This is a genomic window from Bacillus sp. AFS037270, assembly GCF_002585305.1.
Genome location: NZ_NUNF01000014.1, coordinates 70,485 through 96,045, shown reverse-complemented (window position 1 = coordinate 96,045; position 25,561 = coordinate 70,485). Strand labels below are relative to the sequence as shown.

The 25,561-nt window shown below is 33.3% G+C and carries 23 protein-coding genes; 1 reads left to right on the top strand and 22 read right to left on the bottom strand.

Annotated features, from left to right (window positions below):
* Positions 1-45: 45 nt before the first annotated feature.
* From COD92_RS07130 to COD92_RS07050, 18 genes are all read right to left on the bottom strand, one after another.
* Complete coding sequence (locus COD92_RS07130) at positions 46-1,362, bottom strand: UDP-glucose dehydrogenase family protein (RefSeq protein ID WP_098996032.1); 1,317 nt, start codon at positions 1,360-1,362, stop codon at positions 46-48.
* Between the two features lie 280 nt (positions 1,363-1,642).
* On the bottom strand, positions 1,643-3,019 hold the full coding sequence (locus tag COD92_RS07125) for a sugar phosphate nucleotidyltransferase (RefSeq protein WP_098996031.1): 1,377 nt from the start codon (positions 3,017-3,019) through the stop codon (positions 1,643-1,645).
* A 127-nt stretch (positions 3,020-3,146) separates the two neighbouring features.
* Positions 3,147-4,223: a glycosyltransferase gene (locus tag COD92_RS07120; RefSeq protein WP_098996030.1), complete on the bottom strand. Its 1,077-nt coding sequence runs from the start codon at positions 4,221-4,223 to the stop codon at positions 3,147-3,149.
* Positions 4,224-4,260: 37 nt separating this feature from the next.
* A complete protein-coding gene (locus COD92_RS07115) occupies positions 4,261-5,322 on the bottom strand; it encodes a glycosyltransferase family 4 protein (protein ID WP_255295252.1) in 1,062 nt (353 codons plus the stop codon).
* A 13-nt stretch (positions 5,323-5,335) separates the two neighbouring features.
* Positions 5,336-6,475 carry an acyltransferase family protein gene (locus COD92_RS07110; RefSeq protein WP_176550400.1) on the bottom strand — a complete coding sequence of 380 codons (1,140 nt, stop codon included), beginning with the start codon at positions 6,473-6,475 and terminating at the stop codon, positions 5,336-5,338.
* Between the two features lie 178 nt (positions 6,476-6,653).
* Positions 6,654-7,808, bottom strand: coding sequence for a glycosyltransferase family 4 protein (locus COD92_RS07105; RefSeq protein WP_176550399.1), 1,155 nt, complete (start codon positions 7,806-7,808; stop codon positions 6,654-6,656).
* 21 nt (positions 7,809-7,829) lie between these two features.
* Complete coding sequence (locus COD92_RS07100; RefSeq protein ID WP_098996026.1) at positions 7,830-8,873, bottom strand: glycosyltransferase family 4 protein; 1,044 nt, start codon at positions 8,871-8,873, stop codon at positions 7,830-7,832.
* Positions 8,874-8,933: 60 nt separating this feature from the next.
* The gene (locus COD92_RS07095; protein WP_098996025.1) at positions 8,934-10,373 is read right to left on the bottom strand and encodes a lipopolysaccharide biosynthesis protein; all 1,440 of its coding nucleotides are present in this window, start codon (positions 10,371-10,373) and stop codon (positions 8,934-8,936) included.
* A 257-nt stretch (positions 10,374-10,630) separates the two neighbouring features.
* Complete coding sequence (locus COD92_RS07090; protein ID WP_098996024.1) at positions 10,631-11,914, bottom strand: hypothetical protein; 1,284 nt, start codon at positions 11,912-11,914, stop codon at positions 10,631-10,633.
* A complete protein-coding gene (locus COD92_RS07085; protein WP_176550398.1) occupies positions 11,907-13,106 on the bottom strand; it encodes a glycosyltransferase family 4 protein in 1,200 nt (399 codons plus the stop codon). Before COD92_RS07085 ends, COD92_RS07090 begins: the two co-directional genes overlap by 8 nt.
* A 93-nt stretch (positions 13,107-13,199) precedes the next feature.
* Positions 13,200-13,877 (bottom strand): sugar transferase, encoded by a 678-nt coding sequence (locus COD92_RS07080; RefSeq protein ID WP_255295251.1) that lies wholly within the window; start codon positions 13,875-13,877, stop codon positions 13,200-13,202.
* Between the two features lie 20 nt (positions 13,878-13,897).
* Positions 13,898-14,788 (bottom strand): UTP--glucose-1-phosphate uridylyltransferase GalU, encoded by an 891-nt coding sequence (galU, locus tag COD92_RS07075; RefSeq protein WP_098996022.1) that lies wholly within the window; start codon positions 14,786-14,788, stop codon positions 13,898-13,900.
* A 307-nt stretch (positions 14,789-15,095) separates the two neighbouring features.
* The gene (locus tag COD92_RS07070; protein WP_098996174.1) at positions 15,096-15,860 is read right to left on the bottom strand and encodes a tyrosine-protein phosphatase; all 765 of its coding nucleotides are present in this window, start codon (positions 15,858-15,860) and stop codon (positions 15,096-15,098) included.
* A gap of 86 nt (positions 15,861-15,946) precedes the next feature.
* Entirely contained in the window at positions 15,947-16,654 is a 708-nt protein-coding gene (locus COD92_RS07065) for a CpsD/CapB family tyrosine-protein kinase (RefSeq protein ID WP_098996021.1), read from the bottom strand.
* The gene (locus COD92_RS07060; protein WP_098996020.1) at positions 16,644-17,393 is read right to left on the bottom strand and encodes a YveK family protein; all 750 of its coding nucleotides are present in this window, start codon (positions 17,391-17,393) and stop codon (positions 16,644-16,646) included. The genes COD92_RS07065 and COD92_RS07060 overlap by 11 nt, the downstream gene beginning before the upstream one ends.
* Positions 17,394-17,768: 375 nt before the next feature.
* On the bottom strand, positions 17,769-17,921 hold the full coding sequence (locus tag COD92_RS31830) for a YwzD family small protein (RefSeq protein ID WP_176550397.1): 153 nt from the start codon (positions 17,919-17,921) through the stop codon (positions 17,769-17,771).
* A gap of 176 nt (positions 17,922-18,097) precedes the next feature.
* Positions 18,098-18,631: a DUF5683 domain-containing protein gene (locus tag COD92_RS07055; protein ID WP_098996019.1), complete on the bottom strand. Its 534-nt coding sequence runs from the start codon at positions 18,629-18,631 to the stop codon at positions 18,098-18,100.
* Positions 18,632-18,948: 317 nt separating this feature from the next.
* Positions 18,949-19,680 carry an SGNH/GDSL hydrolase family protein gene (locus COD92_RS07050; RefSeq protein ID WP_098996018.1) on the bottom strand — a complete coding sequence of 244 codons (732 nt, stop codon included), beginning with the start codon at positions 19,678-19,680 and terminating at the stop codon, positions 18,949-18,951.
* A 183-nt stretch (positions 19,681-19,863) separates the two neighbouring features.
* Between COD92_RS07050 and tagU the strand changes: the two genes are divergently transcribed.
* Positions 19,864-20,793, top strand: a complete 930-nt coding sequence (gene tagU / locus COD92_RS07045; RefSeq protein ID WP_098996017.1) for a polyisoprenyl-teichoic acid--peptidoglycan teichoic acid transferase TagU — start codon at positions 19,864-19,866, stop codon at positions 20,791-20,793.
* Positions 20,794-20,914: 121 nt separating this feature from the next.
* Here tagU and pyrH read toward each other — a convergent pair whose 3' ends face one another.
* The 4 genes from pyrH to tagH all read right to left on the bottom strand — a co-directional run bounded on the left by pyrH (position 20,915) and on the right by tagH (position 25,469).
* A complete protein-coding gene (gene pyrH, locus COD92_RS07040) occupies positions 20,915-21,640 on the bottom strand; it encodes a UMP kinase (RefSeq protein ID WP_098996016.1) in 726 nt (241 codons plus the stop codon).
* 110 nt (positions 21,641-21,750) lie between these two features.
* A complete protein-coding gene (locus COD92_RS07035; RefSeq protein ID WP_098996015.1) occupies positions 21,751-22,482 on the bottom strand; it encodes an SGNH/GDSL hydrolase family protein in 732 nt (243 codons plus the stop codon).
* Positions 22,483-22,571: 89 nt separating this feature from the next.
* Entirely contained in the window at positions 22,572-23,720 is a 1,149-nt protein-coding gene (gene wecB, locus COD92_RS07030) for a non-hydrolyzing UDP-N-acetylglucosamine 2-epimerase (RefSeq protein ID WP_098996014.1), read from the bottom strand.
* Positions 23,721-23,831: 111 nt separating this feature from the next.
* Positions 23,832-25,469, bottom strand: coding sequence for a teichoic acids export ABC transporter ATP-binding subunit TagH (gene tagH, locus COD92_RS07025; RefSeq protein ID WP_098996013.1), 1,638 nt, complete (start codon positions 25,467-25,469; stop codon positions 23,832-23,834).
* Positions 25,470-25,561 lie beyond the last annotated feature (92 nt).

The window sequence follows — 25,561 nt, the reverse complement described above, 5'->3', positions numbered from 1 at the left end:
GGAAGGAAAGAACCTTTGGTTCTTTCCTCTGAATAAATTTCAATCCTATACAAGTACCTCTACACTATTAACCGTTTCTCTTCCAATTGAATCATAAACTAAATTAGCATCCTTAGCACTAGCAATATCATAACAGTTTCTTCCATCCAAAATAATTGGTCTTTTCATTAGCTCTTTATATTTGTTTAAGTCAAAATCTTTTACATCATTCCACTCAGTAAAGATAAAGCATACATCTGCATCTTTAATAGTCTCTTCAATCGTTAGGCAATATGTTATACCATTAGGAATAAACTTCTCAAAGTTATCGACTCCAACAGGATCCCATGCTTTAACATTTGCTCCATCTTCAAGCATTAATGGAATATTTACTAATGATGGTGCTTCTCTTAAATCATCTGTACCTGGTTTAAAGGTTAAACCTAATACAGCTATATTTAAACCTTTTAAGGTATTAAAATATTTCCGGGATTTTTTGATTAATTTTAACTTTTGGTTTTCGTTTACTTCAATTGCAGCTTTAATAGTCTTTAATTCATAGTCATGGAAGTTTGCAAGCCAATTCAGAGCTTTAGTATCTTTTGGAAAGCAAGAGCCCCCATAACCAATTCCTGATTTTAAAAATTGATTTCCTATGCGACTATCATATCCCATTCCCTGGGCTACATCTTCAATATCTGCTCCAATAATTTCACAAAGGTTAGCAATTTCATTTATAAAAGAGATTTTTAATGCTAAAAAATCATTTGAAGCATATTTAATCATTTCTGCACTCTTTCGATTTGTAACAAGGATAGGAGCACCAAAATCCTTGTACACATCCTTTAATACTTGAGCTGCTAATTCTTCTTCTACTCCAATTATAATCCTAGACGCACATAAGGTGTCTCTCACCGCTGTACCTTGTGAAAGAAATTCAGGATTTGAAGCAATTGATACATTTACATTAAAATTAAGATTATTTTTAACCAAATAATCAATTTTTTCATTCGTCCCAATAGGTACAGTTGATTTCACAACAACAATACAATCTTTTTCAATACTTTGTGCAATTTGTTCAGCAGCGGTAAATACATAAGCTAAATTAGCCGAACCATCATGTTTTTCTGGAGTTCCTACTCCAATAAATATAACATCTGCATCCTTATATGCTGCTTTGTAATCTGTTGTGAATGTCAATTTATCCATATTTTTTATCATTAATTCTTCAAGCCCTGGTTCATAAATGGGAGAAATCCCTGACTTCATTAATGCCACTTTTCTTTCATCTATATCTACGCAAGAAACGAAATGCCCATGCTCTGCCAAACATACCGCGGTTACTAAGCCAACATATCCAGTTCCTGCAACAGCAATTTTCAATTTTAATTCCACCTTTTTAAATAGTTTCGACTATGAAAAAATAATATTAGATAAAACAACTGTAACTGTCAAAGTACTTTTTAAAAGTTTATTTATTGGTAACATACTATGCAAATCAGATTCCTATATTTATATTACAGCATGTATTATATTGATACATTAATCCTTTTTAATTAATTGTATACCTACAGTTCAATATTTAAGATATTACATAATAATAATTACATTGGCTGCATTATTAAATAGTCTACCTGTTTTCGTAGAGCTACAGAAAGAACAACTAATTAATTAGTGAATAGACATTTGCTTCAATCTCTTCCCATGATAAGAAAATACGATGATTATCTTCTTCTACTAATTGAGTACCCGTTTGTACCTCAATAAACTCTAAATCGGTAACAGCCTTAACAGCATGCTTAGTTCCAATTGGAATTTCTACTATGTCCCCAGGTCTAATAACTTTGAATTCATTATTTAAAAGAAGAACTCCTTCACCATTTACAATAGTCCAAACTTCTCTTCGATATTTATGGTATTGATAACTTAAATTTTTTCCAGCTGATATTTTTATACGTTTGGTTAATACCTCATTTTGCTCCTCATATTTATTATAATCTAAGACGCGATACCATCCCCAGCGACGCTCTTCGTACATAGGTCTTTGATCTAGGTTACCGACTAATTCTTTCACCCTTGGACTTGAATCCTTATCAGTAACTAGTATCCCATCAGGACTAGCTGCTACTAAAATGTTTGACAATCCAAGTACCGAAATTGGTATGTCTAACTCACTAATAATATGTGCATTTTTAGAATCTTCACTTACCTGTGCTTTACCAAGAATATTAGTCCCCATTTCTTCCGTTAAGGTATTCCATGTACCTAAGTCTTTCCATTGGCCTTCATATGGAATTGCAATAATATTCTCAGTTTTTTCTACTACTTCGTAATCAAAGCTTATTTTTGGTAAAAGACCGTACTTAGCTGATAATTCTTCATAATTTGTTGGTAACCCTTTTTGCTCTAATAAAGAAATAATCTTATTAAGTTTAAATGCAAAAACACCGCAATTCCACAATGCTTTTTGCTCTAATAATAATTTTGCCTCTTCAGTTTTTGGCTTTTCTTTAAAATGACTAACTTTTACAAAGCTATCAGTAGATAGTATTTTATCTGGAACAATATAACCATATTTTTCAGAAGGGAATGTTGGCTGTACCCCCATTAGAGCCAAATCTGCTTCAGATGAATTTAATATATCTCCTAAGTCTAATAATCTAGCAAAAAATTTATCCTCTACATATGGATCAACTGGTAAAATACCTATAATCTCGTCTCGAGCTGCTATTCCATTAGAAAATAAGTAAGAAGCTGAAAGAGCTATTGCAGGAAATGTATCCCTTCTTTCTGGCTCAACAATTATAGGGACATCCTTACCAATTTGGTTTTGAAGCATTTCTACTTGGGACTTACTTGTTGCAATTACCGCTGATTCAGTCAATCCTAATTTCTCTAATTGCCCCCAAACTCTTTGTACCATTGACTGTAACTCGTTATCTTCATTAAGTAACACTTTCAAAAATTGCTTTGACCTTGCATCATTGGATAAAGGCCATAATCGTTTACCTGAGCCGCCTGATAATAAAACTAATTTCATTTTGTCCTCCTGATTTCCTGTTTTTAGAGTATACATACCAAAATTGGTGCTTAAATACGTGTCTTAAAAGAATTTTACATATTTAATTATTTTCAATATGATACATAATTTAACATTTTAATAATAACTATTCTTGTAATAGTTCTTCATAGCAATTAAGAATTTCTTCATTCATTCGTATACTGGTGTAGCAACTATTAAATAATTCAAATCCCTTATTACCTTTTTGGACTAACTCCTCTTTGTTTAATGAATCTAATATTATTTCTAGTGTCTCTAAATTTTCAAGTTCAAAAACATAACCATTATTGACCTTAACAAAATCAGGTAATGCACCTCTATTACTTACAATAATAGCCTTTTTATTTTTCATCGCTTCAATTGCCACAAGTCCAAATCCTTCCCATCTAGAAGGAATTATAACTGCATCGAACAGACTGTAATAAGAATCAATTTTACTATTATCAATCCAACCCAAGGTAATAACACTAGAAGGTATCTCAATATCGATGTTTTCTAGTACATTGTCACCAATAATGTAAAATCTTAAAGCATTATTATCATAAGTTTTTAAAAAACTTAACAAGATATCTAAACCCTTCTGTTTATCAAATCTACCCACAAATAAAATATTAATTTTGTTTTTATCAAGATCCAATTGTATATTTCTTATCTCCCTTTGATTAGAAATACCATTATTAATTAATAGTAATTTATCTCTAGATATCCCTCTTTTTATTGATTCAAATTGTTCGTATTCAGATATGTTTATAATTAAATCCGTTCTCTTAGCCAGTAGTTTCTCTATTGCCAAATAAATTTTCCTTTTAATTTCTGAAGTCTCCATACAAAAAGCCCAACCGTGTGGGCAATAAATAACTTTAAAATCCCTCTTATAAAAAAGTAATGGTAGTCTTACAAAAACTCCGGCAAAGGTACTATGAACATGTATAATATCAGGATTTAATTTTTTTATCTCCTTATTAATTTTAAATAAAGATTTTATAAAGTAGGGAATCTTCCGCTTATAATTATAAGTAATTAAGTGGGTATCTGGTAATTTATAAGTTACTTCTGAATTTGAACTACTTTGCATTAAATATATATCAGTAATTTCTTTTCTTGAAATTTGAAAGTCTACAACTTCTCTTATATATGTTGCAACTCCACCTTTAATATATTCACCTATATGAAGTACCCTCAATTATATTCCTCCTTTCTTTAAATAAAAATTAACTAAACTATTCAAAATTAAGACAACTAGTGTGATTGGCCAATTGACGTGATGCGTTTTGCCATGAAAACTTTTGTGCTTGTTGGTATCCTTTACTTTGTAATTCCTTTTTTAGTAACTCATCATTCATTACCATAAGAATCTTATTAGCAAGATCTCTTTCATCATAAGGATCAAAATATATCGCTGCATCTTCACACACTTCAGGGATGGGCCCAATTCTAGATACAACTACTGGACAACCTACTGACATCGCTTCAAGTGGTGGTAAACCAAAACCTTCATATATTGAAGGAAATACAAAGCATCCCGCATTCATATATAAACCCTTTAAGTCCTCATCTGTTATATAACCTAAATATTTTATATTATTTCCCTCAAAGTTCGAAATCCCAAAAACTTTCGGATCTGTCCCTCCAGCGATAACAATGTTGAAACTTTTTTCTTGGAAAAATTGAGTAGCTTTTATTAGTGCCTCAAAATTCTTATTTGGATTTAAACTACTAACAGCGAATACATATTTACCCTTCTCCAAACCATATTTTCCAAGAACATCTTTATTTTCTTTAACTTCTTTAATATGCTCAGTACCTTCACTAATTTGAGCAAGCTTTGTTTTACTTATATTTAAATATTTTAGTATTTCTTTTGAAGAGAAATTTGATATAGTTAAAATTTTTTTTGATAATTTACTTATAAAGAAAAAAAGAACTTTATACCAAATCTTAAATAATTTCGAAAAACCGTTAGGTGCAGAATAAACAGCTGTATCATGAATAACAACTATTTGATTTCGTTTTATAATAGGTGCAGTATTACATAGATTTATTAGCGGTTTAGACTTCACATATTTGTATAAATCGATTTGTTCCCATAAATGACCTGAATTAACTCCTATTTTTCTTACCTCAACATCTCTTATAGCATGAATATAATTGTAATTTTTTGGAACTAAAACTATTACCTTACATTCTGTGTATTGGTTGATCCTCTTAATAATCTCTAATGCAAATCTTTGGACTCCGGTGATTTTTTGGGTTAAAAATCTACCATTTATAAAAATTTCCACAAGTCTCCTCCATTTATGCGACTGATTTATTACCATTTCCAAACTTAACTTTTGTGAGTTTCTTACCTATACTAATACTAGGTTCTTCGATTATAAAATACATAATAGTAGATACTAATAACGAAAATAACATCCCTAATAACCAAATTAACCAATTACTTAACATCCCATTTAATAGGTTTTTTAAAGTTAGGAATATTATCAAATGGTATAAATATATACTATAAGATGTTTTTCCTATATACGATATAGGTTTAATTAATAAGATTTTTGATGCCCTCTTTTCAGCTATTGAAGTGATAATAATAATAGCTCCGCCAATCATTGTTCCCCAATCCGAAACCAGAGTGATTAGTAAAGAGTCATCAAGAAACCTCATAACTACCGCCCTAGAGTAAATATAAAAACATAATCCTGAAACAAAGAATAGAAATTTAATCCATGTAGATTTTGTTTGATAAATTTTTATTAAATCTAGACTATATTTTGCTAGTAAGGCACCTACTGTAAACATTAGAATATAATGCATAGAATCATAATAATTCGTATATAAATCCAATTTATTCTTAAATAAATAATGAAGAGATATCCCTAATAAAGAGCATATCACTCCAAATACAATATTGACTTTCCAATGGAACTTATTAATTAACAGTATCAGAAAAGGAAAGATTATAGAGATTCGCATCTCATGAACTAATGACCACACCACCGGATCGAAAGCATTTTGATTAAACATACCAAGTAAAAAAATATGATTTAAAATTACTCCCCAGTCTATATGAGTATTCCATAACTCTGGAAATATATCTTTTGAAAAGCTAATTCTCATTAGAATGCCACATAATATTGCACATAAATATGGTATATAAATTCTACAAAATCTTCTTATAATATAGGAAAAGTATGTTTGATTAGCATTTCTATAATAGGAAAGGGAAAGTACAAAACCGCTTAAAATAAAAAATAGGATTACTGCTTCATGGCCTAATAATAAAATTTTCAACGGTGAGTTTACAATAATCATATTAAATATACTTGCAAAATTTGTTCCCGGAGCTACTAATCCAGAAATTGTGATACTATGTGACAAAACAACTGTTACGGCTGCTAAACCTCGTATGGAATCTAATTCTCCAAATCTCCTATTCATAAATTCCCTCCATAGAAATAATGATAAACCACCAACCTTCATAAAAATAAAATCCATGTGGTTTGATATATAGTGCTATAGTGTGTTTAAATTCCTAAGATGGTAGAACTTTAATTGCGTAGTAGCTTTTAAAATTTCCCCAAAAACTATGAATTAGACAAGATAAGGGTTTTATTTGTTAAATCTTCAGTTGTTGTAATTGTTCCACTCTATGTTTCCATAGACAATTATCTACAACCCAACTGTATCCTTTTTCCCCAATTTCAACCGATAATTCCTGATCTAATAAAAGTTTTTTAATTTTATCTGTTATTTCATAGTAATTTATTGGATCTACTAGAAAACCTGTCTCCCCATCTAATACTGCGTCACTTATTCCACCACTATTACCAGCAATTACAGGTAATTTATGATAATTTGCCTCAAGAAAAACGATACCGTAGCCTTCAACGTCACCTTTATCTTTAATTTCTCTACTTGGCATGATAAATAGATCCGCAGCTTTATATAAAGCATCTACTTCTTCATTGGGAAGACTTCCTGTAAAAATCACTGAACTTTCTAAACTATATTTTTTTACAAGATGCTCTAACCTTGACCTATCAGGGCCATCACCACAAATAACATAACATATATCAGGAATTTCATTCACTAAAGTTCTTAAGGATTCTAAGACCATATCATGTCCTTTTCTCTCGACTAATCTAGAAACAGTCAGTAATACTTTTTTTCCATAAAGTTTATAATTATCAATTAATAAATTTTTCTTATTCTCACTCTTAAAACTTTCTACATCTATACCAGGTGATATTATGGCCACTTTTTTTTCTTTTATTCCCATATTAAGAATTATATTCTTGGTATAGCTACTATTACAGATTATTTTGTTAGCATTTTTTAAGATAAATAATAATAAGATATAAGAAAACTTAGATTTCCTTTTTAAACTAAGAACATCTAATCCATGAATATATACCACATACCGTATATTTAATAGATTCTTCATTAAAGGCCCTACCAACCCAATTGGAAAAACATTTCCAAAGTGTATCTCTTTGTAACCTACTTTGAACTTCAAGTATATTAATTTATAAATTAATATTAAGATTGACGTTAATTTCTTAAAAATACTTTTTCTACCTGATAAAGCAGTCCGAAAAATCTTAAAATCTTGAGATTTATCAAATTCGCTATAATTGTCTTCCCCAATATGATCCGATGTTAATACGAATGATTCATGTGGATTTAGGTTTGATACAATCCCATAAACATAGTTTTGAATTCCCCCTCTTTCTGGCGGAAAATCTAGACTTACAAATAATCTGCGTGTCAACACTATCACCTTTTTATACTATTATTTATTATTTTTTTTTACGAGGTTTTTATATAGTTTCAAATAGCTACTTGAAACGCAATCCCAACTATACTTTTGTACTTCATTTCTACCTTTATTTATGAATTCATTCCTTTTTTCCATACCGCCTAATAATTGTATTATTTCTTCACCCAAACGATGTTCACGAGCAATTATACCTAATTCACCATTTTTAAGTATCTCCTTGGCCCCCATGTTCGGAGTTGCCACAACAGCTGAACTTGCAGCCATCGCCTCTATATAAGGGACTCCAAACCCCTCATAACTACTAGGCAAACAAAAGATCCATGAACTACTATAAAGGTCAATTAGAGTGTTTGTATCGACTCTACCATAATTTACCACTCCCTCACCTTGAACCGGTTGATCAGAAACTAACCATAACTTTGCATCTGGGAAAGCCGGTTTAATGATTTCATTAAAGCATTTTACTAATAACTTACCTCTTTTTCTTCCTTCTATTGTTCCAACAAATAAAATTGAGGGTTCCGAACTTTTTTTAACATTATTTTTTTCAAAGGAATGGATATCAACTCCATTTGGAATAACCTCGTTAATCAATGGAATGCATTTCTTAGTATTTAACGATACTCCTACTGAATAATCGGAACGAATTAAGGATAAAAATTCAAATGGGTATAAAATCATCTGTCTAATAAATCCCTTTAAATTTTTACTGTGTATTGCCTCGGCAATGGCAGATCCATGAAATGTTCTTATTATTGGTTTCTTTTTCCCCCACAATAAATATTCATCACCATGTGAATGGATGATATCATACTGAGAAAAATCTTGTTTATTTAATTCAACGGCAAAAGCAAATACTTTCAAAAGTTTTTGCTTAGGTTTGTTTATAGAAACTTTTACAACATCGTATAATGCATCAACTGGCTTTTCAAACATTGAATATACCGTTACATCATGTCCTGTTTTCACGAGATGATTGGATAAATAATGTACTTGATATCCAACACCACCCTTTGATCCACTAGGTAAATATCTTGAAATAATTGCAATTTTCATTTCTTTTCCCCTTCTAGTTGTTACTCTTAAATAAATGGCATTTCCTAATACATAGAAAAATCAAATATTTAACTTATACTTTTTAGTACTTGGTATTAACTTATTCTTCCACCATATATATTCACTTTTATTAATAAAATAAGAGGTAAATATATATAGAGAGATACCTAATGTAACAATAATGATTAAATTTAATAATACAGATTCTCCTATAAAGTAAAACCTTACAATACATAAAGAGACGCCCATTATTATCGTACTATAAAGATTAGGCAATAAAGAATTTAAATAGATAATTTGTGGAAGCCTAATAGTTTTGTTAATAATATATATTTGTACAAAACCAAAAATTAATGATCTAATCAGTATGCCTAATGCAACACCTAAAATTCCGAAATTTGAACCTATAAAGATTGCTATTCCTAGAAATACAAAAGAAATTATATTTAGCCACATATCTATTTCTGGTTTTCCAAGCCCATTAAATACAGCCCCACCAACATTTATGATTGAACTAATCATACCTGCAATTAACAAGACTTGAAGGACTGGTATTGCACTTTCCCAATTGTCACCATAAACAATTTTAATAAACTCAGGTGCTACTATTAATAGACCAATACATATTGGAAACGTTAAAAAACTTGTTCTGCTTATAATATTTAAGTACAAATTCCTCACAAAATCTAAATCATCCTTGTGTTTAGAAATTTCAGGGAAAGCCACTTTTGAAATCGCTCCAGCAATATAAAATCGAGCTAATACACTCCATTGAAATGCAATAGTATATAATCCAAGACTCTTACTGCCAAGTAATTTACCTATTAAAAAATAATCAATATTATTATTAAAATAAATAAATATCTGAGACCCCAAAATTCTACTACTATAGCTGATCATTTCTTTAATATTATGAAAAGATGGCTTATTTAGAAAATATTTACCAGAGGTTATTAACAGAAGTACAGATTGGAATAAAGGCCTCATTAATAACTTACCTGTTACTGCTAATAATTCAAAATGATATATTGCTAATGTAATGGACATGACACTACTTGCTAACTCCGCAACCATATCAATTATTGTAAGTTTCTTAAACTCCCTATTTTTCACCAACACTGCTCGATATGTCATCCCAAAAGATCCAATAATTACTCCTAATGCAACATAATAAATTACTGTTGAAACTTCAGGTTGTTGATAAAAATTAGAAACAGGAGTAGCAATCAAAATCAGTAACAAAGATAATAATAGCGATATAAGGATGTTAAGCCAAAAAATTGCATTTATATTTTTTTGACTAATATTTGATTTATGAATTAAAAAAGCATTTAATCCTGAATCCTGAAAAACTAAAACTAAACCTGTAAATACTGTTGCCATACCTAGAATTCCAAAAATCTCTGGGTATAATATCCTCGCAAGTAAAGCATTAACTATTACAGCAAATATCTGTATTCCAATTATGTTTATAAATGACCAAATTGAATTTTTCAGCATCACATTTTAACCTAACCTTTACAAGTGAATTACTTTACCTAAAAACAAAATATTGTATTTATTTCATTTACTCAAAATAGTTATTTAACATTTAAATTATATTTTATTTGACCGATTATTTACTTTTCATACTCTTGATATATTTTATTACTAAAATTCAACTAACTATTTTAAATTAGCCTATTTAAATGACAGCAATTATTTTTTAATATTCCAGAATAAAGGAACAATAAAAAAACGTAATTGAATTAATAAAATCAATTACGCTTCATTCCTAAATGAATAGGTTGTGAAATACCATTACCAATAATTAACCATAGCATAATATTAAAAGGGAAAACCTCTAAGCTGTTCCCAAAAAAAGATACAATTAGAGTAGCTGTAAATATTGAAAATGCAACTTGCGCATTTTTACGTTTATTGTTAATAGCATTCTTATACAGTAAAGTTAAAATAAGGAAAGTTAGGATAAGAAATACTAAGAAACCAATTATACCGAACTGCTGATAAAGTGCTATATACTGATTATCAACAGCATAATCTAATGAATTATATCCTAGAGTTGCAGTCCTTCTACTTGCAGCTCCTATGCTACCTAATCCGAATCCAATCCAACCATTGATAGAAGAAATACCTGGCAAATAAAGCCCCCAATGATCCAGACGATCGATTAAAGAATCATATGCAAACAAGCTAAAATTATGATTCGTAAAAAATATATAATAATAAATTAAAACAAGAATTATAATTAGAGAGAATGGAAGAAACGAAGCATATAAGTAAAAATTCTTAACGCTTTTATTCCTAAAACTAAACAAAAAAACCATAATCTCACTTATTATCCAAAGTATTATTGCGTTTCTAATAGTTGCTAGGCTTAAAAAAGTGATTGTGAAAATTCTTATTAAAGATTGTGAAGACTTAGATCCAGAAAATAGTTCTCCATTAGCTAGCAATAAACCTAAAAGAGCTAGAGTAAAAGCATAACTTTCAGGTACTCCCATCATAGACGGTAGCCTTGGTAAATCACCTAGATAAGTTTTTACATTCACCCCATAATTAAATCCCATATTTATCAACTGCTCGATTCCTAAAAAATACTGCATAATCCAAATAGCAATACTTATAATAAAAATCAACAAGAATAACTTTTCGTATTTTATAAAACTTGTATTCATTGATATTAAAACCCCAAAGAGTAGCAAAAAAATCGGTAGAATAGTTATTTTAAACCCATAAATATATCCTATATAATTACCTGAAAGAATAGTACCTAAAAAACCAAATATAGTTAAAGTAAGAAGTGTAGCAATTAAGACATTTAGGTAATTATTCCCAAGATATAATCGTACTTTTGCTATTGAGTAAATCGCTAATAAAATTAAAGCTACATCTTTGGTTACATTAAAGAGAAAATTATTAATAAATATAGACAATGTTCCATAAAAAGATATATATATAAGAAGAGTGAACACAAATAAGTAACTTAGAATCTTATTTCTAGATTTGGAATTAGTCATGAAACTGACTTCATTAATCATTTTTCTCTTTCCTTCTACTTTTAATAAGTCTCTCATATATTGTTTCGTGTTTTATTAATAAATTTTCAGTGTTAAAAGACTGACTATACTTAATACACTGTTCACTTAACTGCCTTTTCTCATAAACAGATAATCTATTATAAGATAGTATAGACTCTTTAATAGAATCAATATTTTGGGGTTCGAATAAATGAGAATTATTTATTATAATTTCCGGAATACCTCCTACATTAGATGCCAGTACTGGAGTACCAACCTGGTAGGCCTCAATAATCACTCGCCCAAATGGTTCCTCCCAAGTTGATGGGACAATTACCAAATCTACATCGGACATTGCTAATTGAATTTGTTCCTTTGGAATCTTTCCATTAAATTTTATTCTAGTATCACCAATTGATAATTTCATTAGGTCTTCTTTTAAAGGACCATCTCCATAAATTTCTAAAGTAGAAACTATCCTAGTATCAATTTCCCTAATTGCGTTTATTAGATATTCTAATCCTTTATTTGAAGCTAATTGTCCAAAAAAAGCTACTCTAACTGGAGTATCTTCAATTTTTTTGTTTGAAATTATAACATCAGATTCTACCACATTGGGAATTACAAAATTCCGAGAATTTACAAACATACCTTTACTTAAATGTTGCTCAAGGATAAAATTTGATATTCCAGTAACCACAGATACATATCTACTAAATGAAATTGATATCATTTTATAAAATCTTGAAAAGATTTTGGATTCAACGGGAGATAACAATGAATAGTCCCTTAAGGTATGAACTATAGGAATGTTCAAATCTTTACCAACTTTCCATACTGATAGACTCAATCCCGGTAGATTTTGCGTGTGTATTATATCTGGTTTTATTTCGCCCAATATTTTTTTTATTAATTTATATTGCACTGGATTATATATATCAATAATATGCCAAATTAACTTACTAATTAAAGATTTATTTTTCTTAACACCAATCCAATAAAGGTTATTATAAGGAATTCTATATATCTTTACATTATTTAATTCCTCTACATAAATTCCATCAGTACTTTTGTGTCCACCGACTGCAATAACAGAAATATTATATTTGGCAGATAAGGTTTCTGCCAAGATTTTAGTAGATATTTCTGCCCCCCCTACTATAGTGGGATAATACAGTGAATGAATAATAACAACATTTTTTTTCATTCCCATTATCATTTTCGCCTTTCAGCATATATTTAAACCATTTCCTTTAAATCATAGAAGAATTAATATTTAGCGCTACTTTCTGCATTTTTATAAACTCTAAAATGCATCCTTGGATCCAAAAAGCACCAAAACTGTTTTAAAAAGGATCTTCGCATCGAATAATACCGTACGATTTTGAATATAAGTAAGATCTAGTTCAACCATTTCCTCAAAACCCACGCTATTTCTACCACTCACTTGCCATAATCCTGTACAACCAGGGGTTACCATTAAACGTTGTTTATCAAATTCAGTGTAAACAGCAACCTCTCTTGGAAGTGGTGGACGTGGTCCTACCAAACTCATATCCCCTTTTAATACATTAAAAAGCTGTGGTAACTCGTCAATACTTGTCTTCCTAATGAACTTTCCAACTCTAGTTATTCGAGGGTCATCTTTCATTTTAAACATGGCACCAGTTACTTCGTTATATTTTAATAGTTCTCGCAATTTCTCCTCTGCATTTGAGACCATCGAACGGAATTTATACATTTTAAATTCTTTTCCATTCAATCCAACACGCTTTTGCGAGAAAAAAACTTTACCTTTAGGGTCTTCAATCTTAATTAAGATGGCGATTAAAACAAATAGAAGACACAGAAATATAATTCCACATGAAGCACCGATGATATCAATTAATCTCTTAGTTATTATATACATCTTCCCGTTATTTACTTCAATCCTAGCATTTTGTTCATCTAAGTAAACAACATTTTGATTTGATAAATCAGGCAACCTGAACCCCTACCTTCTCTCTACAATACTTTTTCTATATCTAAAGTAGAAACGAGTTTTTTCAAGTAATCGATCATGTCATCATGGAGGTCTTCATGCTGCAAGGCAAATTCTAAAGTTGTTTTGACAAAACCAAACTTTTCACCAACATCATACCGTTTCCCTTCGAAATCATAAGCAAATACTCTTTGAATTTGATTTAATTTTTGAATAGCATCCGTTAACTGTATTTCTCCCCCAGCGCCTTTTTCTTGCTCCTCAAGGAACATAAAAATTTCTGGAGTTAATATATATCGACCCATTATCGCTAGATTCGACGGTGCTGTACCTGGTTTTGGTTTTTCTACAAAGTTGTTAACCTGATACAATCTTCCGTCCTGTGATGAAGGATCAATGATCCCATAACGATGTGTCTCTTGGTCAGGAACCGATTGAACGCCAATCACTGAAGAGTAGGTCTCTTCATATTGATTAATTAACTGACGAAGGCAAGGAGTTTCGCCTTGAACAATGTCATCACCTAAAAGAACGGCAAATGGCTCATTCCCAATAAAGTTTCTAGCACACCAAACCGCATGTCCAAGTCCTTTGGGTTCCTTCTGACGAATGTAGTGGATATCTGCTAGATTCGTTGCAAATTGAACCTTTTCTAGCAGATCAAATTTTTTCTTTCCAATTAGGTTCTCCTCGAGCTCCATTGCCATATCGAAGTGATCTTCGATGGCACGCTTGCCTTTACCTGTAACGATTATAATATCTTCAATACCTGACGCCACTGCTTCTTCAATTATGTATTGAATAGTCGGCTTATCAACGATTGGTAACATTTCCTTCGGCATTGCTTTCGTTGCTGGTAAAAATCTAGTCCCCAGTCCAGCTGCTGGGATGATTGCTTTTCTAACTTTTTTCAAATCATATACCCCCATCTATCATTTGTTTATCTACTAAACTCTTTCCCCCACTAAAGTGCTGGGGCAAAAAAATAAATACCTAATGGAATTGCAAGCGGATTCACGCTTATTCTTTCATTAGATATTTATTCGTTTTTATTTTAAAATGGGCATCTAACCCGTCCTCACACCATACTATTGACGACATGCGTCTAAGGCCATTCCTATGACCCACAGTATGACCGAGTACCTCCATGGATAACGGACAGGGAAGCCTCGCCGTTCAGGTATAAACACCTGAAAATTGTTGTACCATACAATCATTTACTCAAAAAATTTTAAAGAACTTTTTCTTTTTAATTTTTTCCGGCACTTCTTTATAAACATTGCTGCCTTCTATCACAAGGGCTGCGTTATCATCGAATAGGTAAACCATTTCATTCCCATACTTTTCATGGATAAGGTCAAAAGCCTCTCTCAGCTTAAATGTACGGCTTCTCGTATTGTGAGCATCAGATGCAATAAAGTGTGTTAAGTTTGCTTCGATTAACTGTAATGAAAAACTCTTAATTTTCCTGCCAAAGTCACCACAAACACTGCCAGCCGTCACTTGAGTTAAAGCCCCATTTTGAACAAGCTTATAAAGGAGGTCCGGCTGTTCAATGATTTCCTGGTTCCGTTCCGGGTGAACGATGATTGGGATAAGTCCTTTCACCTGTAGATCATAAAACAACTTCTCCGTGTATCTCGGGACATGACTGGAGGAGAACTCAACCAATACATATTGACTACCATTCACCGGTTGAATTTCTCCCATCTCATAGCCATTTACCAATTCCCCGTAAATCCGCGTCTCCTGGCCGGGGAGAATCTTTAAATCTATCTTTTCATCCCGTAATACTCGGTTTAACTCCTCAACTCTTTCCAAGATTTGTTGCTTTGGATTTTCATAGTGATTATTTAAATGATGCGGCGTTGCCACTATGGTCTGTATACCTTGTTCTACAGCCTTGCGAGCCATCTGGATGCTTTCCGACAGATCCTTTGCCCCATCGTCAATCCCGGGCAATATGTGACAATGCAAGTCGATCATAGGTCCCACTCATTTCCACTTAATTCCTACTTTATTATACTAGCACCATCGAAAGTCCTAGTAAAGGGACGAAAATTGTCGAATGGTTATTTTGTACCATAAGTCCCATAATAATAGTAATAATCATTTTTCTTTATTTCCTTATGGTTTAGCACTACACCAAGCAGCTTACCTTGAGCATTTTGTAATAGTTCCTTACTCTTTTTCGCCAGTTCAATTTCCGTTTTTTCACTGTAGACAACTAAAATAGTACCGTCACACTGATTTGCCAGAATTTGCGGATCGGCCACTGCTAATAATGGTGGTGTATCAAAGATGACATAGTCAAACATTTCTTTTGCATCTGTAATAAATTGCTCCATGGATTTCGAGCTTAATAACTCTGCTGGGTTTGGCGGTATTGGACCACACGTTAAGATAAACAAATCCTTTTCTACTGTTTCCACTACTGCTTTTTCAAGGGTTGTCTGCTTGGTCAAAACCGTTGTAAAACCATAGATGTTGTTGACTTGAAAGGTATGGTGAACTGTTGGCTTACGTAAGTCGGCATCGACTAATAATACCTTCTTCCCAAGCTGGGCAAAGGTTACAGCCAGGTTTGCTGCTGTAGTCGATTTTCCCTCGGCCGGTCCGGATGATGTGACCATTATCGCTCTGATTTCTTCATCAACCGAGGAATACTGAATATTGGTACGGATGGCACGGTATTGTTCAGAAATCGCGTTCTTCGGTGCGACACTGGTAATTAATTTTCTGCTTGGATTCGATTGTGACTTTTTCTTTTTAAGAGCCAAGTGACTCACCTCTTCCAGTTGATCTTCTTGAATCTCGGTGCATTTTCAATTCTTCGATTTTTTGGTCATCAATCGTTGCAATAACACCTAAGATTGGAAGCTCTAGTATCTTTTCAATATCTTGTTCGTTTTTAATCGTGCTGTTTAAGTACTCAAGTAAGAAGGCTAATCCGACACCTGCCATTAAACCAACAACTATTGCAATTACCACGTTTAGTAATGGCCTTGGCTTAATTGGAGATGGATTCTCAGATACATCTGCTTTCGCTAAAATACTGATGTTATCCACTTTCATAATGCTCGGGATTTGACGTTTAAACACTTCCGCTGTTTTGTTGGCAATTTGAGCAGCTACTTCGGGACTTGAATCCTGAACTGACAAGTTTACAACCTGAGAATCCTTTTCACTTCCCACTGTAATCTTGCCTTTTAGTTGGGAAGCTGTAATGTTTAAATCCAGTTCTTTTGAAACAATATCTAAAATCGCCGGGCTTGTAATGATAACATTATACGTATTGATTAATTGAAGGTTTGTTTGTACTTCATTTGAGTTGTAAACACCTTGTTCATTTTTTGTTTGGTTAACGAGAATTTGTGTAGATGCCTGATAGATCGGGGTTAAAAAATAGTAACTGATGACTCCACTAATGACTGCGGCAATGACTGTTATCGACACGATCAACCATAATCGTTTTTTCAATGTCTCAAATAGTTCTTTTAAACTAATTGTCTCTTCCATTTCGTCCTCCTAAAAGCATAAATAAAAACTTAGAGTATTATATCATAATTTGTTGTTTTTTTCATAATTTAACAAAAATATTACACTACTATTTCAAAATATAACAATCTCATTGCACATACTCTATTAAACACCGAATTGTAAGAAAATAGAAGAGGGAATTTAAATTTGGTTAAAATTCCCTATATTTCCTTGGACCACTATTACTCACTGGACAGATGAATTACGAGTCTGAGATTAAACTGTAAACACTTACATTATATATATAATAGAAGAAACTAGGATTTTTTTAATCCTCAATCATGAGTAACTATTAATAAACCCAATAAAAAAAGCCGCAAGGATTTCCTTAACAGCTTAAGGTAATTTATATAATTAAATGACCAATTGTCTTAAATCAGCTTTTAAGTCTTCAATCAATTTTTCTAGAGTAATTTCGGTTTCATTAACACCTTTATCGTATGCCTTTATCACAATTTGTGTAAAATCGACATTATTCTGGCTATTCCCCTTAGGTTTACGCTCCAACCTCCAAAATCCCCCTTTGCAAGTTTACTAGTTTCCTATTTTACTTTAAGTTTTCCGCAATGTAAATATATTTCCAGTCGTAATATGTGAAATATTTGCGTAAAAAGTCGAAATATTAGAACAAATAAAATCAGGCATGCCCTTTTATAGAGCAAAGCCACATCAAATGTAAGTTTTTATTCGATCTTCTCTGTACTTTTCTTTTGAGATTTCCGGTAGAGTTCCTTTTCCAATACGTTACCTATTAAGCCAAGCAGTAGTCCAAATAATACGCCATTAAAAACTGGATAGTCCAAAAAAGGGAACGTTTTTATTAAACTCCCATCATGCCAAAATAAGCCGAAATCCATACCAATAACCAGCCCAATAAAGAACCCCGAAAAATAGGTTCGTTTTTCAACTGTTTTCCCTTCCAGTTTATTATTATTGGCCTTAGCTGAATTATAAGCATGCCAGATGGCAAAGCCATATAGGGATGGATAGAATAGCCCCCAGCTGTAATTAGCCGACTCATGTGCGTGCAGGAGATCCCCATTGAACGTATTTACTAGAACTAGATTTAGGTGTGATTTTAAGTTGATTAAGAATTCTAATACTAATAATATGATACCGATAAAATAATCCTTGTTGTATAGTTGTCCGAATCCTGGTAGAACAAGTGACCATAACATCGCAGCATTTGGGGATTTATAAGGCCGGCTGCTTCTCATCGAGGTCCTCTCCCTTATATGATATATATCGCTATAATTTCGACGAATTTGGCCATTATCCTTCTTTTTCACATATATTGGTAATTTTGACCTAATTTAATTTTCCCTAAATCTCTCCGTTAACTCGCCACATTAGAGCTATACTACGTATCCTTCTTCTGGATATTAGGCCCTTAGTTTCAATTAAGTTGCACCAACAGCAAGAACTATACTAATCACCGAGACACTATCAAGGTTTTGACGTTCATCGAAGGCAAAAAAAGCTGACAGGTGAAACCTGCCAGCTTTTGTACCGAAACTAACTATCCTTTATCCAGTTACTTATATAATTGATACACTTGTTTAAAAATTACTTCTGCTATCTCCTTATGTCCCTTATCATTGGGATGAAAGTCATCACTAGTCCCGTAGGGTGTTTCACGCCCTTTTGGACCATGTGTATCCGTTCGGTTTTTCCATACTGAAGAGATATCGGCCACTGGAATATTCCTTCTTAATCCAACCTCTTTAATCACTCGGTCATACGGTGCAGATTTTGTTCCTCTATTCCAGGTTGTTACTAAAACTATTTTTCTGTCCTCTTTTTGTATCTTGTTCAGTAATTGCAGTAAATTATACTTAAATTGGTATGAAGTTTCGTGTCTGTTATCATTTTGCAAGTCATTTGTTCCATACTCTATAGTAATTAAATCGGGATTTTGTTCATTAATAAGATCAAAATTCGGCAAACCATATTGCCATAATGTACTTCCCGATTTATATACTCCTTTTTGAGTAACATGATAACCTAGCTTTTCTTCTATTAATTGAGCTAAAACAGCTGTATACCTTTTGCTTTCTTTAGTTGCAGCAAAACCAGCTGTTAAGCTATCCCCCATAGGCGAATAAATTATTTCTTTTCTTTTTTCCTTTTTAGTCTCTATAGTCTGTTTTTTATTATTGTTCGTTTGATTACTATCTTTTTCTTTTATAAAATGATCATTTATCACTATAATGGCCAAGAAACAGGATACTACTAAAAGAAATATGATAATACTTTTACTCTTCATTTATTTTACTCCTAATCATTGGTTTGATTATTCAGCTTAATATACTTTCCCCAGAATCACTTAGAATAAACGAAACAACAACTTCTAATTAATTTACATATTTTTTTATATATCTATTTTCCTACTTTTTTGGTATTCTATTTATCGAGTGCAAAATAATTGTAAAATTTTTGGAGGTAATATATGCGATCTGAAAATAAGAAAAAGAAAAAGACTTGGCTGAAGATCACAGGTATTATTCTTCTTGTCCTCATCGTAGGCGGAGGAGTATATGCTTATAATGTATATAATTCGTTAAAAACGGCTGTTGAAACCATGCATGAGCCGATTGAGCAAAAACAATCAGATAAGCGCACAGAACCAGTGGCGATTACAGAAAAAGATCCATTCTCAGTGTTAATGCTTGGTGTCGATGAGCGAGCGGGTGACAGAGGCCGCTCTGACACCATGATTGTCTTGACGGTTAATCCAAATACTAATTCAGTTAAGATGCTAAGTATTCCACGTGATACTCGTACTGAGATTGTCGGGAAAGGTACACAAGATAAAATCAACCACGCTTACGCTTTTGGAGGCGTGCAAATGTCAGTTGATACAGTTGAAAACTTCTTAAATATCCCGATTGATTATTACATGAAGGTCAATATGGAAGGATTTAAAGATATCGTTGATGCCGTTGGCGGTATTACCGTTCAAAACGATTTAGATTTCTCTTATGATGGCAATCATTTTGCTAAAGGTCAATTGAACTTAAACGGTAAACAAGCGCTAGCATATGCACGAATGAGAAAACAAGACCCTCGCGGCGACTTTGGCCGTCAAACAAGACAGCGTCAAATTATTCAAGGAGTTATTAAAGAAGGTGCAAGCGTATCAAGCTTGACGAACTACTCTAATATCTTCAGTGCACTTGGCAAGAATGTCAAAACAAACCTTACTTTTAATGAAATGGTCGATATTCAAAAGAATTATAAATCTGTTGGCAGTAACATCACCCAAATGGAAATCAAAGAGACAGGAACTAAAATTGGCGGTATCTATTATGGTTTAGTTTCTGATGCAGAGAAGCAAAGACTTCAAAATGAACTAAGGGCTCAATTAGAACTAAAATAAGTTTGATAATAAAAACTGATGGGGGTAACACACCCCATCAGTTTTTTTATACTTACTCTTAGCAGGACCCACCAAATTCCTTCGGTCTAGTTTTTATAATGAAGGATGACCTGCCTTGGCATTAGTTTTTCCCACTAACAATTGTTCCAATTTTTTCGCCCATAACGGCTTTTTTGATATTGCCTTGTTCCATAATTGAGAACACCATCAATGGAATATCATTATCCATACATAATGAAGAAGCAGTTGAATCCATAACGGCTAAGCCTTCCTTAATGACATCCAAGAATGTAAGGTCTTCATACTTAGTGGCATTAGGATCAATTCTTGGGTCTGCAGAATAAACTCCATCGACATTATTTTTAGCCATTAAGATCACTTCCGCATCAATCTCCGCTGCCCTTAATGCTGCTGTTGTATCTGTTGAGAAGTAAGGATTACCTGTACCTGCTGCAAAGATCACAACCCTATTCTTTTCTAGGTGTCTCATCGCCTTGCGTCTGATATATGGTTCAGCAACCTGACGCATTTCAATGGATGTTTGTACACGTGATTGAATTCCTAATTGCTCTAAACTATCCTGAAGCGCCAAAGAATTCATAACAGTTGCAAGCATTCCCATATAATCTGCTGTTGCTCTGTCCATCCCCATCTCACTGCCGATCTTACCGCGCCAAATATTACCTCCGCCAACGACAACAGCTACTTCAACGCCTAGATCTGCTACTTCTTTTACCTGTTCAGCAATTGATTTGATTACAGAAGGCTTAATACCAAAACTGGACTCACCAGCAAGTGCTTCCCCACTTAATTTTAAAACCACTCGTTTGTATTTAGGATTGTTCATATTAACCTCCGTATGTATTTGTATATTTTCGAACACATTGTGTCCTTATAAAAAAACTATTTCCGTGACCTTGCCTTAAAGCATTTGTTGTTAAACAAAGTATTATCAAGTCACTTATATAATGGATACACTTGTTTAAAAATTATTTCTGCTATCTCCTTGTGCCCCTTATTATTGGGATGAAAATTGTCACTAACTCCATATGGTGTTTGAAGCCCTCTTGGACCCTGTGTATCTGTTCGATTTTCCCACACTGAAGAGATATCGGCAACTGGGATTTTCTTTTTTAAACCAACCTCTTTGATCACTTGATCATACGGCGCTGATTTTTCCCCTCTATTCCAGGTTGTTACTAAAACTATTTTTCGATCATCCTTTTGTATCTTGTTGAGAAGTAGCAGTAAATTATACTTAAATTGGTATGGAGTTTCGTGTCTGTTGTCATGTTGCAAGTCATTTGTTCCATATTCTATGGTAATTAAGTCGGGATTTTGTTCATTTATTTTATCAAAATTCGGCAAACCATATTGCCATAACGTACTTCCCGATTTGTATACACCTTTTTGAATAACATGATAACCTAACTTTTCTTCTATTAATTTAGCTAAAACCGCGGTATATCTACTGCCTTCTTTAGTTGCAGCAAAGCCCTCTGTTAGGCTGTCCCCCATAGGCGAATAAATTAATTCCTTTTTTGTTTCTTTTTTAGTCTCTATAGCCTGTTTTTTATTATTGTTCGTATAATTACTATCTTTTTCTTTTATAAAATGATCATTTATCACTATAATTGCTAAGAAACAGGTTACTACTAAAAGAAATATAATAATGCCTTTGCTCTTCATTTCATTTACTCCTAATTACGAATTTATGTTAACTTGCGTTCCAACTAAGATGATAATAAAAACTGATGGGAATTAAACCATCAGTTTTATTAGGATTCTCCCAAGTCATTCGGTCTAGTCTTGATAATATTTTTATAATATAAGATTGCTTCAACAATTCTTTTTGAAGCATTACCATCGCCATAAGGATTGGACGCTTTCGACATCGAATCATGCACTTCTGTATTGCTTAACAGCTCATCAGCTAAATTAAAAATAACTTCCTCTTCAGTACCCGCTAACTTCAAAGTCCCCGCTTCGACCCCTTCAGGACGTTCCGTTGTATCCCTAAGCACTAACACAGGAACCCCTAGCGATGGCGCCTCTTCTTGGACGCCGCCAGAGTCAGTTAAAATGAGGTATGATCTAGACGCAAAATTGTGAAAGTCGATGACATCTAGTGGCTCAATTAAATGGATCCGATTATGATTACCCAAAATTTTATCGGCGATTTGTCTTACAACAGGATTCATATGTACCGGATAGACAACTTGGATATCAGCATGTTTTTCCACTAGCCTTCTAATGGCATTAAACATATTTTCCATTGGCTTCCCTATGTTTTCTCTTCTATGGGCAGTCATAAGGACTAACCTGTCATTTCCCAGCCTATCTAGAACAGTATGCGAATAGTTTGATTTTACAGTCGTTTTCAAGGCATCAATCGCTGTATTACCAGTGATAAAAATACTATCCTCCTGCTTGTTTTCTTGAACAAGATTTCTTTTGGATTGAGTTGTAGGAGCAAAATGCAAATCGGCCATCACTCCAGTCAATTGACGGTTCACCTCTTCAGGATAGGGAGAAAATTTATTCCAGGTACGAAGCCCCGCTTCCACATGACCAATTGGAATGGAATTGTAAAACGCTGCTAAACTTGCCGTAAAAGTCGTTGTAGTATCCCCATGGACCAACACGATATCTGGTTTTGTTTCTTGAAGTATCTTATTTAATCCATCTAATCCTCGGATTGTCACATCGACTAATGTCTGCCGGTCTTTCATGATGTTTAAATCAAAGTTGGGAGTAATGTTAAAAATCTCCAATACCTGATCCAACATTTGACGATGCTGCGCAGTAACTGTCACAATGGATTCGATGATGTCACTATTATTCTCTAACTCTTTGACAAGTGGCGCCATTTTTATTGCTTCTGGTCTTGTACCGAAGACTGTCATTACTTTGATTTTTTGATTCATTTCATTTATTCCTTCTTTTTAAGACTAAAGTATTCCAAAACCTTTAAAAGTAGCGGGTGCTAGAAAAACCCGAACGATGTATCATCATTCAGGTTAGTATGAATTAGGACCCTATCCCGATACCGGTCTCACTGTCATTTTTGTAAAGTGACCTAGATTGTTGGCATATAAGATAAAGTCATAGTCCTCCCCGTGATATAAATAAGTATAATTATTGAGGCGGAGTGCGGGCTCACCTAACTGCTCCATTACCTCTTGCCTAGTTAGACGGTCTAGATTTAAATGAAGTTCGCTCAATTGACCTTGATCATTAAACGCCATCGTAGCAGGGTCTGCATCTGCACCAATTTCCTGCTCTGATTTCCCAAAAGCAGATAATGACTCACCTAATTGGTCATTATCTGTCAGCGAACTAACAGAGGCTACAAACTCGGACTCATCCGGTTGCGGCTCCAATTTGGTCACAAGCTTTTCACTGATCCAAACATCTTGTCCAGTTGCTAATTTGAATTTTAACCAATTAAACCCCTGAACAGGATCTTCCTTCATTTCCTCTACGGTGATGGCATCCCCGAAGTTTACCGTCGTAACCTTTTGACTCTCAGCATAATCCGGCATATCTCTTACAAACCCTGTATTCACAAGTACATAGCGAACATCTTTCACAGGAGCTGTAGTTTCCTTAGAGGCTGGTTCCGCCTCCTTTGCATGAGATGCTTCTTTACTCTTCTCTTCATTCGTGACGTGCTCTCTTTTGTCTGCCTGGAAGTAAGTTACGACATTATTCCATTTAAATAGTAAAACCGCCGCACCAATTAATAAAACAATTACTAATAATGAATTTAACCATAACGACGAGCTCTTCTTCTTGGGTTTTAGACGTGATAAGCTCCCAATTCCTGGTACAGGCGTGCTGCTGCTTTCCAATGTATCAGAGGTTTTGCTTTCCGGTGAAACCTGTGCCCTGCTCCGTCTCTCCATTATTTCATTGTTAAACTGTTTCTTCTCTTCCTTCGATAACTTATTGAATTCCCGGATAAATTTCTCATACTTCGGGACGACTTCTTCGACAGGTCCGAAAGCCCTTACTTCCCCCGCCTCTAACCAGAGCGCCTTTTGACAGAATTCCTTTACTTGACCAATTGAATGACTAATGAAGAAAATGGTTTTTCCTTTGTCTTTAAAGCTGTTCATTTTATCTACACATTTTTGGTAAAATGTTTTATCCCCTACAGATAGTGCTTCATCGATTACTAAGATATCCGGGTCAATATTAACTGAAATGGCAAAACCCAACCTGGATTTCATCCCACTTGAGTATTTTTTTACCGGTTGGTCGATAAATTGCCCGATATCGGCAAACTCAATAATTTCCGGCATTAACCGCTCGATGTCATCTTTCCTAAAGCCGAGCATTAGGCATTTTAATTCGATATTCTCTCTGCCTGTCAGTTCATTATTCAGCCCAGCCGCAATGGAAATGAGTGCTGCTTCGCCCTTGATGGTTACTTTCCCTTGGGTGGGTGGTATCACACCAGAGATGAGGTTTGACATCGTCGATTTCCCCGCGCCATTGACCCCGATAATGCCGATTACGTCGCCATTTTTTGCTGTAAAATTTATATTCTGTAATGCATAAAAATCCTTACCATAGCCTTGTGGTAATGCCAAATCCAATAATTTATCAGATGTCTTTTTATACATTTTGTATTTTTTCGTGACATGTTCAAAAACAACTGAATTATCCATGTTTTCTCCTTGCTACTTGTATTTCTAAACTGTCTATATTTTGTCGTTATTTTATTTTATATAATGAAGAAAATAAATACACCCTACTCTTT

Coding starts and splice junctions, on each gene's coding strand:
- COD92_RS07070 (WP_098996174.1), bottom strand. CDS start 15,860: ATGATCGACTTGCATTGTCACATATTGCCCGGGATTGACGATGGGGCA.
- COD92_RS07085 (WP_176550398.1), bottom strand. CDS start 13,106: ATGGGAATGAAAAAAAATGTTGTTATTATTCATTCACTGTATTATCCC.
- pyrH (WP_098996016.1), bottom strand. CDS start 21,640: ATGAACAATCCTAAATACAAACGAGTGGTTTTAAAATTAAGTGGGGAA.
- COD92_RS07055 (WP_098996019.1), bottom strand. CDS start 18,631: ATGAGAAGCAGCCGGCCTTATAAATCCCCAAATGCTGCGATGTTATGG.
- COD92_RS07125 (WP_098996031.1), bottom strand. CDS start 3,019: ATGAAATTAGTTTTATTATCAGGCGGCTCAGGTAAACGATTATGGCCT.
- tagH (WP_098996013.1), bottom strand. CDS start 25,469: ATGGATAATTCAGTTGTTTTTGAACATGTCACGAAAAAATACAAAATG.
- wecB (WP_098996014.1), bottom strand. CDS start 23,720: ATGAATCAAAAAATCAAAGTAATGACAGTCTTCGGTACAAGACCAGAA.
- COD92_RS07095 (WP_098996025.1), bottom strand. CDS start 10,373: ATGCTGAAAAATTCAATTTGGTCATTTATAAACATAATTGGAATACAG.
- COD92_RS07090 (WP_098996024.1), bottom strand. CDS start 11,914: ATGATTAATGAAGTCAGTTTCATGACTAATTCCAAATCTAGAAATAAG.
- COD92_RS07035 (WP_098996015.1), bottom strand. CDS start 22,482: ATGAAGAGCAAAGGCATTATTATATTTCTTTTAGTAGTAACCTGTTTC.
- COD92_RS07110 (WP_176550400.1), bottom strand. CDS start 6,475: ATGAATAGGAGATTTGGAGAATTAGATTCCATACGAGGTTTAGCAGCC.
- COD92_RS07060 (WP_098996020.1), bottom strand. CDS start 17,393: ATGGAAGAGACAATTAGTTTAAAAGAACTATTTGAGACATTGAAAAAA.
- COD92_RS07100 (WP_098996026.1), bottom strand. CDS start 8,873: ATGAAAATTGCAATTATTTCAAGATATTTACCTAGTGGATCAAAGGGT.
- COD92_RS07050 (WP_098996018.1), bottom strand. CDS start 19,680: ATGAAGAGTAAAAGTATTATCATATTTCTTTTAGTAGTATCCTGTTTC.
- tagU (WP_098996017.1), top strand. CDS start 19,864: ATGCGATCTGAAAATAAGAAAAAGAAAAAGACTTGGCTGAAGATCACA.